The 13328-nt window shown below is 57.1% G+C and carries 11 protein-coding genes and 1 riboswitch; of the genes, 8 read left to right on the plus strand and 3 right to left on the minus strand.

Features of this window, described 5'->3' with window-relative positions; translation table 11 throughout:
• Nucleotides 1–5: 5 nt before the first annotated feature.
• Nucleotides 6–611 carry a 3-isopropylmalate dehydratase small subunit gene (gene leuD / locus AAEY27_RS18345; protein WP_342322236.1) on the plus strand — a complete coding sequence of 202 codons (606 nt, stop codon included), beginning with the start codon at nt 6–8 and terminating at the stop codon, nt 609–611.
• Between the two features lie 109 nt (nt 612–720).
• Here leuD and AAEY27_RS18350 read toward each other — a convergent pair whose 3' ends face one another.
• On the minus strand, nt 721–1899 hold the full coding sequence (locus tag AAEY27_RS18350) for a sugar efflux transporter (RefSeq protein WP_342322237.1): 1179 nt from the start codon (nt 1897–1899) through the stop codon (nt 721–723).
• A 248-nt stretch (nt 1900–2147) separates the two neighbouring features.
• Here AAEY27_RS18350 and sgrR point away from each other — a divergent pair, with 248 nt between their 5' ends.
• The 4 genes from sgrR to thiQ all read left to right on the plus strand — a co-directional run bounded on the left by sgrR (nt 2148) and on the right by thiQ (nt 7225).
• A complete protein-coding gene (gene sgrR, locus AAEY27_RS18355) occupies nt 2148–3803 on the plus strand; it encodes an HTH-type transcriptional regulator SgrR (RefSeq protein ID WP_342322238.1) in 1656 nt (551 codons plus the stop codon).
• 36 nt (nt 3804–3839) lie between these two features.
• Nucleotides 3840–3940: riboswitch (TPP riboswitch) on the plus strand.
• A 30-nt stretch (nt 3941–3970) separates the two neighbouring features.
• Nucleotides 3971–4954, plus strand: coding sequence for a thiamine ABC transporter substrate binding subunit (gene thiB / locus AAEY27_RS18360; protein WP_342322239.1), 984 nt, complete (start codon nt 3971–3973; stop codon nt 4952–4954).
• The gene (thiP, locus tag AAEY27_RS18365; protein WP_342322240.1) at nt 4930–6540 is read left to right on the plus strand and encodes a thiamine/thiamine pyrophosphate ABC transporter permease ThiP; all 1611 of its coding nucleotides are present in this window, start codon (nt 4930–4932) and stop codon (nt 6538–6540) included. The genes thiB and thiP overlap by 25 nt, the downstream gene beginning before the upstream one ends.
• Nucleotides 6524–7225 carry a thiamine ABC transporter ATP-binding protein ThiQ gene (gene thiQ, locus AAEY27_RS18370; protein WP_342322241.1) on the plus strand — a complete coding sequence of 234 codons (702 nt, stop codon included), beginning with the start codon at nt 6524–6526 and terminating at the stop codon, nt 7223–7225. The genes thiP and thiQ overlap by 17 nt, the downstream gene beginning before the upstream one ends.
• Here the strand turns inward: thiQ and AAEY27_RS18375 are convergent.
• Complete coding sequence (locus tag AAEY27_RS18375; protein ID WP_342322242.1) at nt 7219–7989, minus strand: DedA family protein; 771 nt, start codon at nt 7987–7989, stop codon at nt 7219–7221. The genes thiQ and AAEY27_RS18375 overlap by 7 nt on opposite strands.
• Before the next feature lie 126 nt (nt 7990–8115).
• Nucleotides 8116–8961: an arabinose operon transcriptional regulator AraC gene (araC, locus tag AAEY27_RS18380; RefSeq protein ID WP_342322243.1), complete on the minus strand. Its 846-nt coding sequence runs from the start codon at nt 8959–8961 to the stop codon at nt 8116–8118.
• A 336-nt stretch (nt 8962–9297) separates the two neighbouring features.
• On the opposite strand from araC, the gene araB reads away from it, so the two are divergent.
• The 3 genes from araB to araD all read left to right on the plus strand — a co-directional run bounded on the left by araB (nt 9298) and on the right by araD (nt 13289).
• Nucleotides 9298–10989 (plus strand): ribulokinase, encoded by a 1692-nt coding sequence (gene araB / locus AAEY27_RS18385; RefSeq protein WP_342322244.1) that lies wholly within the window; start codon nt 9298–9300, stop codon nt 10987–10989.
• Nucleotides 10990–10999: 10 nt separating this feature from the next.
• Nucleotides 11000–12502, plus strand: coding sequence for an L-arabinose isomerase (gene araA / locus AAEY27_RS18390; RefSeq protein WP_342322245.1), 1503 nt, complete (start codon nt 11000–11002; stop codon nt 12500–12502).
• Nucleotides 12503–12593: 91 nt separating this feature from the next.
• Complete coding sequence (araD, locus tag AAEY27_RS18395) at nt 12594–13289, plus strand: L-ribulose-5-phosphate 4-epimerase (protein WP_342322246.1); 696 nt, start codon at nt 12594–12596, stop codon at nt 13287–13289.
• Nucleotides 13290–13328: the final 39 nt, after the last annotated feature.

A 13328-nucleotide genomic window follows, 5' to 3' on the forward strand; every position in this document is an offset into this window, starting at 1 on the left:
CCACCATGGCAGAGAAATTTACCCAACATACCGGCCTGGTGGTTCCGCTGGACGCCGCCAACGTCGATACCGACGCTATTATCCCTAAACAGTTTTTGCAGAAGGTAACGCGCACCGGCTTTGGCGCGCATCTGTTTAACGACTGGCGTTTTCTGGACGATCAGGGTCAGCAGCCGAATCCGGAGTTCGTGCTGAACTTCCCGGAATACAAAGGCGCGTCAATTTTGCTGGCGCGGGAAAACTTCGGCTGCGGTTCATCACGCGAACACGCACCGTGGGCGCTGACCGATTACGGTTTCAAAGTAGTGATTGCGCCGAGCTTCGCCGATATCTTCTACGGCAACAGCTTTAACAATCAGCTGCTGCCGGTGACGTTGAGTGAGGAAGAGGTTGATGCGCTGTTTACGCTGGTGCACAGCAACCCAGGCATCACTTTTGAAGTGGATTTGGAAGCGCAAGTGGTGAAAGCAGGCGGAAATGCCTATAGCTTTAACATTGATGCTTTTCGCCGCCACTGCATGTTGAATGGACTGGATAGCATCGGTCTGACGCTGCAACACGACGACGCCATCGCCGCCTTTGAGAACAAACAACCCTCGTTTATGGGGTAAATTCAGGGATCGTAGGCCGGGTAAGGCGACGCCGCCACCCGGCGTTATTGCCGGATGGCGCTAAACGCTTATCCGGCCTACGATTTTATCTGGCCTACAGTTCCACAAATCACACATCTTTTACCCGGCTGGTGAGCAGCAGCGCGACCACGGAAATCACCGCAATCCCCACATACACCGAGCCATGACCATAGCTTTGCGCCAGCGCGCCCTGGATCACCCCAGCCAAAATCACCCCAGTGGAAATGCTATTGGTAAACAGCGTGGTCGCCGACCCCGCGCGTCCTGGCATCAGATCCTGGAACCACAGCATGCCGATGCCGGCCACAATGCCGATAAATACCGCATTAAATAGCTGTAAAAGCAGTAACGCCGTCTGGCTGTGGAAAAAGAGCAAACCGGTGTAAAACAACACCCCGGCGGCAACCGCCGTGATCATCATGCGCCGCTTACCAAAACGCTTCACAACGTAGCCCGCAAGGATCATCGCCGGGATTTCCAGCCCTGCCGCTGTGCCCATTAAAATCCCTGCCAGCTTATCCGGCAGGCCAAGATCAAGGCTAATCCACAGCGGCATATCGATGATGTACATGGTGTTGCAGGTCCACATCAGCGTGGAGGCAATAAACAGCATGCGCACATTTTTATCGCCCCAGCCTTTCACCTGCGTTACCGCGACATCGGCGGGTTGCTCGACGCGCGCCACCGACGGCAGCCAGAAAGCGATCAGCACGAGGCTAATGACAAAAATCCCGGCGGCAATAGAAAACATAGCGGTAAAGCCGTAATTAAGCGCCAGCATGAACGCCAGCGGCGGGCCAATCACCCACGCCAGCGAAAGCTGCGCACGCATTACCGAGCTAAACATCACCACTTCACGCGCCGAGTTGTCGGCGTACTCGCGCGCCAACGCGAACAGTTGCGGCATAGCGGTGTTGGCTAATGACGCCAGCAGCACACCGCAGGTAATTAAAGTCAGATAGTGACGGTTGAAGGCGAACAGAAGCGCGTTGCCCACCGCCATCAGGCAACAAAAGAGAATCAGCTTTCGGCGATCGCCCTGGCTATCGGATCGCTTTGCCAGCCCCAGGCTAACCAGGATCCCGGCAATGGCGTTGACGGTATAAAACAGCCCAATCCAGAACGGTTCCGCGCCCACTTCACGGCTCAGAAACAGACTCAGCGTCGGCGCCTGAACAGCGCCGGCAACCCCCATCATAAAGGCGACGATCATAAAGGCGATGTACACGCCGTTGAGCCGGCGTCCCATCGTCATTAACCAGAGCATGGGTATTTCCTTGTTAAAAGCGGAAAAAAGCGGTGCAAGCATAAACGAAAAAAGCCAGCAAAAACATTTTGCTGGCGTAGGCCGTTTCGCCTTAATACTCAGTCACACATGATGGCCGCGATTCAGTCTTCAAGCAGGTTTTTCATTTCCCCACTTCACCTGCTGTCTCCTCGCTTTCATCGGCAGTAATTATTCGCTTAATATAGGGATAAATAAATTGCTGAGTTTTTGTCGGGAGTTCCCCTTTTATGTCGTCCGGCCGCCTGCAACAACAATTCATCCGTCTGTGGCAATGCTGCGATGGAAAGTCACAAGAAACCACGCTTAACGAACTGGCGGAGCTGCTCAGTTGTTCGCGCCGCCACATGCGCACGCTGCTCAACACCATGCAGGAGCGCGGCTGGTTGACATGGGAAGCCGAAGCCGGGCGCGGCAAACGCTCACGCCTGAGCTTCCTTTATACGGGTCTCGCGCTTCAGCAACAGCGCGCCGAAGATTTACTGGAGCAGGATCGCATCGATCAACTGGTGCAACTGGTGGGGGATAAAACCGCCGTGCGCCAGATGCTGGTCTCGCATCTCGGCAGAAGTTTTCGCCAGGGGCGGCATATTCTGCGCGTACTCTATTACCGCCCGCTGCGCAACCTGCTTCCCGGTACGCCATTACGCCGTTCCGAAACGCATATGGCGCGGCAAATCTTCAGTACCTTAACGCGTATAAATGAGGAAAATGGGGAACTCGAAGCGGATATCGCCCATCACTGGAAAGCGATTTCCCCTTTACATTGGCGTTTTTATTTACGCCCCGGCATCCATTTTCACAATGGCCGCGAACTGGAAATGCGCGATGTGATTGCCTCATTACAACGCGCCACCGCTCTGCCGCTTTACTCGCACATCCGCGACATCATCTCCCCAACGGCGTGGACGCTGGACATTCATCTTTCACAGCCGGACAACTGGCTACCGTGGTTGATGGGCCATGTGCCGTCGATGATTTTGCCGCAGGAATGGAGCACGCTGGCAAATTTCGCCAGCCAGCCCATTGGCACCGGGCCTTACGCCGTGACGCGCAATACCAGCAATCAACTCAAAATTCACGCCTTTGAAGATTACTTTGGTTTTCGCGCGTTGATCGATGAGGTCAATGTCTGGGTGCTGCCGGATCTTGCCGATGAACCGACCTGCGGCCTGACGCTGGAAGGCCCAACCGAGGGGGAAAAAGCGGTGGAAAGCCGCCTCGAAGAGGGGTGTTATTACCTGCTGTTCGACGCGCGATCCAGCCGGGGAGCGAACCCGGCGGTCAGAGAATGGGTCAGCCAAATCCTCTCGCCGACCAATTTGCTGTGGCACGCCAGCGAGCATAATCAGCGCTACTGGTTCCCGGCCTATGGTTTGTTGCCGCGCTGGCACCATGCGCGCCCCGGCAGCGGTGAAAAGCCCGCCGGGCTGGAAACGCTGACGCTCACTTTCTACCGCGAACATAACGAGCACCAGGCCATTGCCGACACCATGAGCACCTTGCTGGCGGAACACGGTGTGAAACTGATCATTCAGGAAGTGGATTACGATGAGTGGCACCGCGGCGAAGCCAGCAGCGATATCTGGCTCAACAGCGCGAACTTCACCCTGCCGCTCGATTTCTCGGTGTTCGCCAATCTGTATGAAGTGCCTTTGTTGCAACATTGTATTCCTCTCGACTGGCAGGCCGATGCCGCAACCTGGCGCGCCGGGGAGATGAATCTTGCTGTCTGGTCGCAGCAGTTGCTGGCCAGCAAAGCCATTGTGCCGCTGATCCACCACTGGCTGCGCATTCAGGGGCAACGCACCATGCGCGGCCTGCGCATGAACACGCTGGGCTGGTTTGACTTTAAATCCGCCTGGTTTGCGCCGCCCGATCCTTAAAGCTTTCGAATTTTTTACCAAATCATTACAATAGCGGCGTTCTCAACGGGGTGCTGCGCCATAAGCGTGTGCTGAGAAAATACCCGTCGAACCTGATCCGGATAACGCCGGCGAAGGGATTTGAGGCTCTCGCTCAAAATCCTTTGCCACCCATTTTGAGGTGCAAAGTGTTAAAAAAATCTCTGCCATTCCTGCTGCTGTTCGCAGCGCCTGTCTTTGCGAAACCTGTTCTGACCGTCTACACCTACGACTCCTTTGCCGCCGATTGGGGTCCTGGCCCTGCGGTAAAAAAAGCCTTTGAAGCCGACTGCAACTGTGAACTGAAATTCGTGGCGCTGGAAGATGGTGTCTCGCTGCTCAATCGCCTGCGAATGGAAGGCAAAAACAGCAAAGCTGACGTGGTGCTCGGGCTGGATAACAACCTGCTGGACGCCGCCACACAGACCAAACTGTTCGCCAAAAGCGGCGTCGCCACTGACACGGTCAACGTCCCTGGCGGCTGGAAAGATGAGACTTTCGTGCCCTTCGATTACGGCTGGTTCGCCTTTGTCTACGATAAAAACAAACTGAAAAATCCGCCAAAAAGCCTGAAAGAACTGGTCGAAAGCCCACAGAAATGGCGAGTTATCTATGAAGATCCGCGCACCAGTACGCCGGGGCTGGGTCTGCTGCTGTGGATGCAAAAAGTCTACGGCGATAAAGCGCCGGAAGCCTGGCAGAAGCTCGCCGCGAAAACAGTCACCGTCACCAAAGGCTGGAGTGAAGCCTACGGTCTGTTCCTGAAAGGGGAAAGCGATTTGGTGCTGAGCTACACCACCTCTCCGGCGTACCACATCATCGAAGAGAAGAAAGATAACTACGCGGCGGCGGATTTCAGCGAAGGCCACTATTTGCAGGTGGAAGTGGCCGCCCGCACCGCTGCCAGTAAACAGCCGGAACTGGCGGAGAAATTCCTCAAGTTTATGATTTCCCCGTCTTTCCAGAGCACCATTCCCACCGGTAACTGGATGTACCCGGTCAGTAACGTGACGCTGCCTGCGGGCTTTGATCAACTGGTGAAACCACAAACTTCCCTTGAATTCACCCCGCAGGATGTCGCCAGCCAACGCGCAACATGGATTAATACATGGCAACGCGCCGTCAGCCGCTGATTGCCGGCTGGCTGCTTCCTGGCCTCACCGCCGCCACCGTGATGGTGGCGGTGGCGCTGGCGGCCTTTTTCGCGCTGTGGCAAAACGCGCCGCAAACCGGGATGTCCGACTTTTTACAGGACAGCTACCTGTGGCATGTGGTGCGTTTCTCCTTCTGGCAGGCGTTTCTCTCTGCCCTGCTCTCTGTCGTACCGGCGGTTTTCCTCGCTCGCGCACTCTATCGCCGCCGTTTTCCCGGCCGCCTGATGCTGCTGCGCCTGTGCGCAATGACGCTGATCCTGCCGGTGCTGGTCGCGGTGTTCGGTATTCTCAGCGTTTATGGCCGCCAGGGCTGGCTTGCCGCACTTTGCCAATACATCGGGCTTGAGTGGACATTCTCGCCCTACGGTTTACAGGGCATTTTGCTGGCGCACGTCTTTTTTAACCTGCCGATGGCTTCGCGCCTGCTGTTGCAATCCCTTGAGCAAATCCCCGGCGAGCAGCGCCAGTTGGCGGCACAACTCGGTATGCGCGGCTGGGCGTTCTTCCGCTTTGTCGAATGGCCGTGGCTGCGCCGCCAAATTCCTCCCGTTGCGGCCCTCATTTTTATGCTCTGTTTTGCCAGTTTCGCCACCGTGCTGTCGCTGGGCGGTGGGCCGCAAGCCACCACCATCGAGCTGGCGATTTACCAGGCATTGAGTTTTGACTTTGATCCGGCGCGCGCGGCGATGCTGGCGTTGATCCAGATGATCTGCTGCCTGGGTTTGGTGCTGTTAAGCCAGCGCATGAGCAAAGCCATTGCCGTCGGCAGCCATCAGATTCAGGGCTGGCGTAATCCGGAAGACAGGTTGTTTAGCCGAATCGCGGATATCACGCTGATCGTGTTGGCGCTGTTATTACTGCTGCCGCCCTTGCTGGCGGTCATTGTCGATGGCCTCAACCTGAGCTTAATCAAGGTGCTTGGCGAACCGGTGTTGTGGCAGGCGGTGTGGACTTCTTTGCACATCGCATTAGCCGCCGGCCTGCTGTGTGTGGTGTTAACCATGATGCTGTTGTGGAGCAGCCGCGAGCTACGCGCCCGTCAGTGGACGAGCGCCGGGCAAGCGTTGGAGCTCAGCGGGATGTTGATTCTGGCGATGCCGGGCATTGTGCTGGCGACCGGCTTCTTCCTGCTGCTCAACAACACCATCGGGTTGCCGGAGTCCGCCGACGGGATCGTGATTTTCACCAATGCGCTAATGGCGATTCCTTACGCCTTGAAAGTGCTGGAAAACCCGATGCGCGACCTGACCGCGCGTTACACCCTGCTCTGCCAGTCGCTGGGAATGCAGGGTTTTCAGCGCTTACGGGTGGTGGAACTGCGCGCGCTGAAACGCCCGCTGGCGCAGGCGCTGGCGTTTGCCTGCGTGTTGTCGATCGGGGATTTCGGCGTGGTAGCGCTGTTTGGCAATGACGATTTTCGTACACTACCGTTTTACCTGTATCAGCAAATTGGCGCGTATCGCAGCCAGGACGGCGCGGTGACTGCGCTTATCCTGCTCTTGCTGTGCTTTTTATTATTCACTGTGATTGAAAAACTACCGGGCCGCCATGCTAAGACTGATTGATGTCACCTGGCTTTACCAACACCTGCCAATGCGCTTTACCCTCTCGGCCAAACAGGGCGAGCAGATTGCCGTTCTTGGGCCAAGCGGCGCGGGGAAAAGCACGCTTTTAAACCTGGTTGCCGGGTTTCTGACCCCGGCCAGCGGGACGATCGTGATCGAGGGTGAAGAACACACGACGACCCCGCCTTCGCGCCGCCCGGTATCGATGCTGTTTCAGGAAAATAACCTGTTCACCCACCTTACGGTGCGCCAGAACATCGGGCTGGGGCTGCATCCGGGGCTGAAATTGAACGCCGAACAGCAGAGTAAACTCAATCTGATCGCCACAACCATGGGGCTGGAAACACTGCTCGACCGCCTGCCGGAACAGCTTTCCGGCGGCCAGCGTCAGCGTGTCGCGCTGGCGCGTTGCCTGGTGCGCGAACAGCCGGTGTTATTGCTCGATGAGCCGTTCTCGGCGCTCGACCCCGCTCTGCGCCAGGAGATGCTCGCGCTGGTGCAGGAAGTGTGCCGCCGCCAGCAATTAACGTTATTAATGGTGTCGCACAGTGTGGAAGATGCAGCGCGCATCGCCGCGCGTTCGCTGGTAATTGCCGATGGGCGCATTGCCTGGGATGGTTTAACCCGCGATTTGCTGAGCGGCAAATCAGCGGTATCAGAATTGTTGGGTATTCGCGGTCAGTGACCGCGAATCACTTTGCCCAAAATGTTAAGGTAAACCGGCATCAACGGGTGGTTCGCCAGCGCCACCGCTGCGGCGATGGCGGCGACCATCAAGCCCGGCGCCAGCCATAACAAACGTTGGCGCGGCAGATAAGCCGTTAAACGATCCACGCCCGCTTTCCCTGAACGCCACAAACGCCAGCACAACCAACAGGCCAGCCACAGCAGGATTGCGGTCAACAACAGCAGCCATTTGAAGTTGCCGCTTTGCATATCCGGCGGAATGTCGATTGCCGCACCGGCCAAAATCCCCGGCAGGAAGTAAAACGGTGGCCAGAGCAGGCAGCCGATAATATTGGGGGGTAAAAACTTACGCACCGGCAGATCCAGCATGCCCGCTACCATTGGCACCAGCGGGCGCGTCGGCCCCACAAAGCGCCCCACTAAAATGGTGAACATGCTGTGCTGATGCAGCGCGTGCTCGGTTTTATCGAGCAACGCTTTGTTCTTTTTCATAAACGACCAGCGGTGCAGCGGCGCTTTAAAACGCCAGCCCAGCCAGAACGAAATCCAGTCGCCGAGCAGGCATCCGACAATGCCCGCCAGCCACGCCTGCCAGAAATTAACGTCGCCGCTACCAATCAACGCGCCCAGCGCCGCCATCATCACCGTGCCAGGTAAAATCAGGCCGACTAAAGCCAGCGATTCAAAAAACGCCACCAGCGCAATGGCCGCCAGCGAGTAAGTGGCGGATTGGGTAATAAAGTGTTCCAGCAGCGCTTCCATAAGGTGTCCTGTTCAGCATGAAGGCTGGATTCTCCGGAGGTCATCCGCGAGCGTCAAGCTTTCAATTATCTGAATATTTACCCGTTATGTCAGATTGCAGGACAGATTATTGCCATTCTTTACGCTTCATTCACACCCGGCACGGAATTCGCTGGGGCTGGCACCGGTGCATTTTTTAAACACTCGCGAAAAGTAGAGTTGATCATCAAAGCCGACGTTGCGCCCGACGCTGGCGATCGGCATGCGCGTGGTGCTCAGCAGCAATTTCGCCTGGCTGATGCGCTGATCTTCGCGCCAGCTCAGCACGCTGACACCCAGTTGCTGGCGAAACAGGTGCGATAAGCGCGACGGCGAGAGGCAAACATGTTGGGCTACGCTTGCGATGTCGAAATGGTTATCCGCCAGATGATCGCTGATGTACTGGCAAGCGTCGCGCACGCGGTTGTCCAGCGGCGGGTTCAACGATTCGTTGATCGCTTCCATGCGGCGTAACAGCAGTTGTTCCAGCAGGTTAATGGCGAGATGTTCGGCGTAGCGCCCGCCGCTTTGCCCGGCATCGATAATTTGCGCGAAAAGGTCGCGAAAACACTGCATATGCGCATCATCAGGGCGGTAAAATCCGGTTTGGGCAAACAGCATCGGCCAGTTCAGCCATTCATGCCAATAAGCGCGCGGGCGGAAGTACACCCATTGGTGATACCACTCCGAGGCGTCAGGATGGCGGCCGTAATGGTGAATTTCCCCCGGCGGGAACAGCAAAATGTCGCCGGGGCGGCAGACAAACTGTTTCCCCTGGTTCATTACTACGCCTTCGCCCCGCACCGTCAGATTGAGGATATACCCCTTCATCCCCAGCGGCCTGTCGATAAAGAAATCGAGATAGCTTTCAGAATCAATGGGTGTCAGCCCCGCCACCAGGTGCGCGTTAAACGAGTACCCAGGCAGCAATGGATCATTTTGAGATTCGGCCATAAACACATTACTCCTGTGCCCGACAAGGACACCAATTGTCCATATTGCGAGTGCCGTCATTTCTCTGCCGCTGGCGGGCAAGGCGCGTAAACACTGGTATTGCGTAATCCCGCCAGATAAAAGCGATTACGCCTTTTTATCGCCACAGAACAGGGGAAAAACGGATAACGAAAGTGTCTATAAAGGTGGCAGAAATGTCCACATCGAATTTTTGCACGGCGTCACACTTTGCGATGCCATAGCAATTTTATCCATAAGATTAGCGAATCCTGCCTGACGGTTTTCGCCCCCGCTCACTATCGTTTTTCTAACGGTTATTCTTATGGAGCAACAAGCATGGCAATCACTATTGGCCTCGATTTCGGCAGCGATTCGGTACGCGCGCTGGCGGTAGACTGCACATCCGGGGCGGAGATCGCCACCAGCGTCGAGTGGTATCCGCGCTGGCAGGAGGGCCGTTATTGCGACGCGCCGCATAACCAGTTTCGTCACCACCCGCGTGATTACATCGAATCAATGGAAGCGGCACTCAAAACGGTGCTGGCAGAATTAAGCGAGGCGCAACGCGCCGACATTAAAGGCATCGGCGTTGACAGCACCGGCTCTACGCCCGCACCGATTGACGCAGAGGGCCGCGTACTGGCGCTGCGCCCGGAGTTCGCCGACAACCCGAACGCCATGTTCGTGTTATGGAAAGATCACACTGCCGTTGAAGAAGCGGAAGCGATCACCCGTTTGTGCCACACCCCAGGCAAAACCGACTACTCGCGCTATATCGGCGGGATTTACTCCAGCGAATGGTTCTGGGCGAAAATCCTGCACGTCACGCGCGCCGACAGCGCTGTGGCGCAGGCCGCCGCGTCATGGATTGAGCTGTGCGACTGGGTGCCCGCCCTGCTTTCCGGCACCACCAGCCCGCAAGCTATTCGTCGCGGGCGTTGCAGCGCCGGGCATAAATCGTTGTGGCATGAAAGCTGGGGCGGCCTGCCGCCTGCCGCGTTTTTCGATGACCTCGATCCGATTATCAATAAACACTTAAGCTGGCCGCTGTTTACCGACACTTACACCGCCGATCTGCCGGTCGGCACGCTGACCGCCGAATGGGCGCAGCGTTTGGGGCTGTCTGAATCCGTGGTGATTTCCGGCGGCGCGTTCGACTGCCATATGGGCGCGGTCGGCGCGGGCGCACAGCCCAACACGCTGGTGAAAGTGATTGGCACCTCGACCTGCGACATTTTGATTGCCGACAAACAGAGCGTTGGCGATCGCGCCGTGAAAGGTATTTGCGGCCAGGTCGACGGCAGCGTCGTACCGCACTTTATCGGCCTGGAAGCCGGGCAATCCGCCTTTGGCGATATCTACGCCTGGTTTGGTCGCATTCTCGGCTGGCCGCTGGAACAACTGGCGCAACAACACCCGGAACTGAAAACGCAGATCAAAGCCAGCCAAAAACAACTTCTGCCCGCGCTCACCGACGCATGGGTGAAAAACCCGTCGCTGGAACATTTGCCGGTGGTGCTCGACTGGTTTAACGGCCGCCGTACGCCCAACGCGAACCAGCGCCTGAAAGGGGTGATCACCGATCTTAATATCGCCACCGATGCGCCTGCGCTGTTCGGCGGGCTGATTGCGGCGACCGCCTTTGGCGCCCGCGCGATCATGGAGTGCTTCACCGAACAAGGCATTGCGGTGGACAACGTCATGGCGCTAGGCGGGATCGCGCGTAAAAACCTCGGCGTGATGCAGGCCTGCTGCGATGTGCTTAACCGCCCGTTGCAGGTGGTGGCGTCTGAACAGTGCTGCGCGCTGGGCGCGGCGATTTTTGCCGCCGTTGCCGCAAGAGTGCATGCCGATATCCCGGCCGCGCAGCAGAAGATGGCGAGCGCCATTGAGAAAACCCTGCAGCCCGGAAACCAGGCACAACAGTTTGAACGGCTCTATCGTCGCTATCAGCAGTGGGCGACGAGCGCCGAACAGCATTATCTCCCTTCAGCCGCGACAGTTTCGCAGGCCGCGTTAACTCATTAAGGACACGATCATGACTATTTTCGACAAGTATGAAGTTTGGTTCGTCATTGGCAGCCAGCACCTGTATGGCCCGGAAGCTCTGAAACAGGTGACAAACCATGCCGAACAGGTGGTCAACGCCCTCAATGCAGAAGCGAAACTGCCTTGCAAACTGGTACTGAAACCGCTGGGGACTTCACCCGATGAGATAACCTCGATTTGCCGCGATGCCAACTACGACGATAAATGCGCCGGGATGGTGGTCTGGCTGCACACCTTCTCACCGGCCAAAATGTGGATTAATGGCCTGGCCATCCTCAACAAACCGCTGTTGCAGTTCCATACGCAATTCAACGCGTCCCTGCCGTGGGACAGCATCGATATGGACTTTATGAACCTTAACCAGACCGCGCACGGCGGCCGCGAGTTCGGCTTTATTGGCGCGCGGATGCGCCAGCAGCACAGCGTGGTCACCGGTCACTGGCAGGACAAACGCGCGCATACCCGCATTGGCGCGTGGATGCGCCAGGCAGTATCCAAACAGGATACCCGCCACCTGAAAGTGGTGCGCTTTGGCGACAACATGCGTGAAGTGGCGGTGACCGACGGCGATAAAGTGGCAGCACAAATCAAGTTCGGCTTCTCGGTGAATACCTGGGGTGTTGGCGATTTGGTGCAGGTGGTGAATGCCGTTAGCGATGGCGATGTGAATGCACTGATCGACGAGTATGAAAGCAGTTACCGCCTGACCGCCGCCGCGCAAGTGCACGGCGAAAAACGCCAGAATGTGCAGGATGCGGCGCGTATCGAACTGGGTATGAAACGCTTTCTCGAAGAGGGCGGTTTCCATGCATTCACCACCACGTTTGAAGATTTGCACGGCCTGAAACAACTGCCCGGCCTCGCGGTACAGCGCTTGATGCAGCAAGGCTACGGCTTTGCGGGCGAAGGCGACTGGAAGACCGCTGCCCTGCTGCGCATTATGAAAGTGATGTCCGGCGGCCTGAACGGCGGCACCTCCTTTATGGAGGATTACACCTACCACTTTGAAGACGGCAACGACCTGGTGCTCGGCTCGCACATGCTGGAAGTTTGCCCGTCGATCGCTCTTGACGAAAAACCGACGCTGGATGTGCAGTTCCTCGGCATCGGCGGCAAAGCCGATCCGGCGCGCCTGATCTTCTCCACCAAAACCGGCCCGGCGATTAACGCCAGCCTGATTGATCTCGGCGATCGTTTCCGCCTGCTGGTCAATTGCGTTGACGCGGTGAAAACCCCGCACGATCTGCCGAAACTGCCAGTGGCCAACGCGCTGTGGAAAGCGCAGCCGGATCTGCCGACCGCATCCGAAGCGTGGATCCTCGCCGGTGGCGCGCATCACACCGTCTTTAGTCAGGCGTTGACGCTGGACGATATGCGCCAGTTTAGCGAGCTGCACGACATTGAGCTGACAGTGATTGATAACGACACCCGCCTGCCAGCGTTCAAAGACGCGCTGCGCTGGAACGAAGTGTATTACGGTTCAAAACGTTAAGACGTACCGGGTGGCGGTTTCGTAGGCCGGATAAGCAAAGCGCCATCCGGCATGTGATGTGAACCGCCCTCCGGCAACGCAGGAGAATCCCATGCTCGACGATCTCAAACGGCAAGTGCTGGAAGCCAACCTGGCACTGCCGAAACATAACCTGGTCACCCTGACGTGGGGCAACGTCAGCGCTGTGGATCGCACGCGCGGTGTACTGGTGATTAAACCCTCTGGCGTCGATTACAGCGTGATGACCGCCGAGGATATGGTGGTGGTCAATCTCACCACCGGGGAAGTGGTCGAAGGTAACAAAAAACCGTCGTCAGATACCCCGACACACCGCTTGCTGTACCAGGCTTTCCCGACCATTGGCGGCATTGTGCATACCCATTCGCGCCACGCCACCATTTGGTCGCAGGCGGGCCAGCCCATCCCGGCGACCGGCACCACGCACGCCGACTATTTCTATGGTGAAATCCCCTGCACCCGCAAAATGACCGATGAGGAAATCAACGGCGAATACGAATGGGAAACCGGCAATGTGATTGTCGAAACCTTCGACAGAAACGGCATCGATCCGGCGCAAATGCCGGGCGTCCTGGTGCATTCCCACGGCCCGTTCGCCTGGGGGAAAAACGCCAATGACGCGGTGCATAACGCCATCGTGCTGGAAGAAGTGGCCTATATGGGCATTTTCTGCCGCCAGCTCGACCCCAGATTGCCCGCCATGCAACAAACGCTGCTCGATAAACACTATTTGCGCAAACACGGCGCGAAAGCCTATTACGGGCAATAGCTGTATAAAACCACAGCACATCACATTCAACCAGGCTAT

This window comes from Kosakonia sp. BYX6, from assembly GCF_038449125.1.
GTDB classification, from domain to species: domain Bacteria; phylum Pseudomonadota; class Gammaproteobacteria; order Enterobacterales; family Enterobacteriaceae; genus Kosakonia; species Kosakonia calanthes.

Coding starts and splice junctions, on each gene's coding strand:
- leuD (WP_342322236.1), top strand. CDS start 6: ATGGCAGAGAAATTTACCCAACATACCGGCCTGGTGGTTCCGCTGGAC.
- AAEY27_RS18350 (WP_342322237.1), bottom strand. CDS start 1,899: ATGCTCTGGTTAATGACGATGGGACGCCGGCTCAACGGCGTGTACATC.
- sgrR (WP_342322238.1), top strand. CDS start 2,148: ATGTCGTCCGGCCGCCTGCAACAACAATTCATCCGTCTGTGGCAATGC.
- thiP (WP_342322240.1), top strand. CDS start 4,930: ATGGCAACGCGCCGTCAGCCGCTGATTGCCGGCTGGCTGCTTCCTGGC.
- thiQ (WP_342322241.1), top strand. CDS start 6,524: ATGCTAAGACTGATTGATGTCACCTGGCTTTACCAACACCTGCCAATG.
- AAEY27_RS18375 (WP_342322242.1), bottom strand. CDS start 7,989: ATGGAAGCGCTGCTGGAACACTTTATTACCCAATCCGCCACTTACTCG.
- araC (WP_342322243.1), bottom strand. CDS start 8,961: ATGGCCGAATCTCAAAATGATCCATTGCTGCCTGGGTACTCGTTTAAC.
- araB (WP_342322244.1), top strand. CDS start 9,298: ATGGCAATCACTATTGGCCTCGATTTCGGCAGCGATTCGGTACGCGCG.
- araA (WP_342322245.1), top strand. CDS start 11,000: ATGACTATTTTCGACAAGTATGAAGTTTGGTTCGTCATTGGCAGCCAG.
- araD (WP_342322246.1), top strand. CDS start 12,594: ATGCTCGACGATCTCAAACGGCAAGTGCTGGAAGCCAACCTGGCACTG.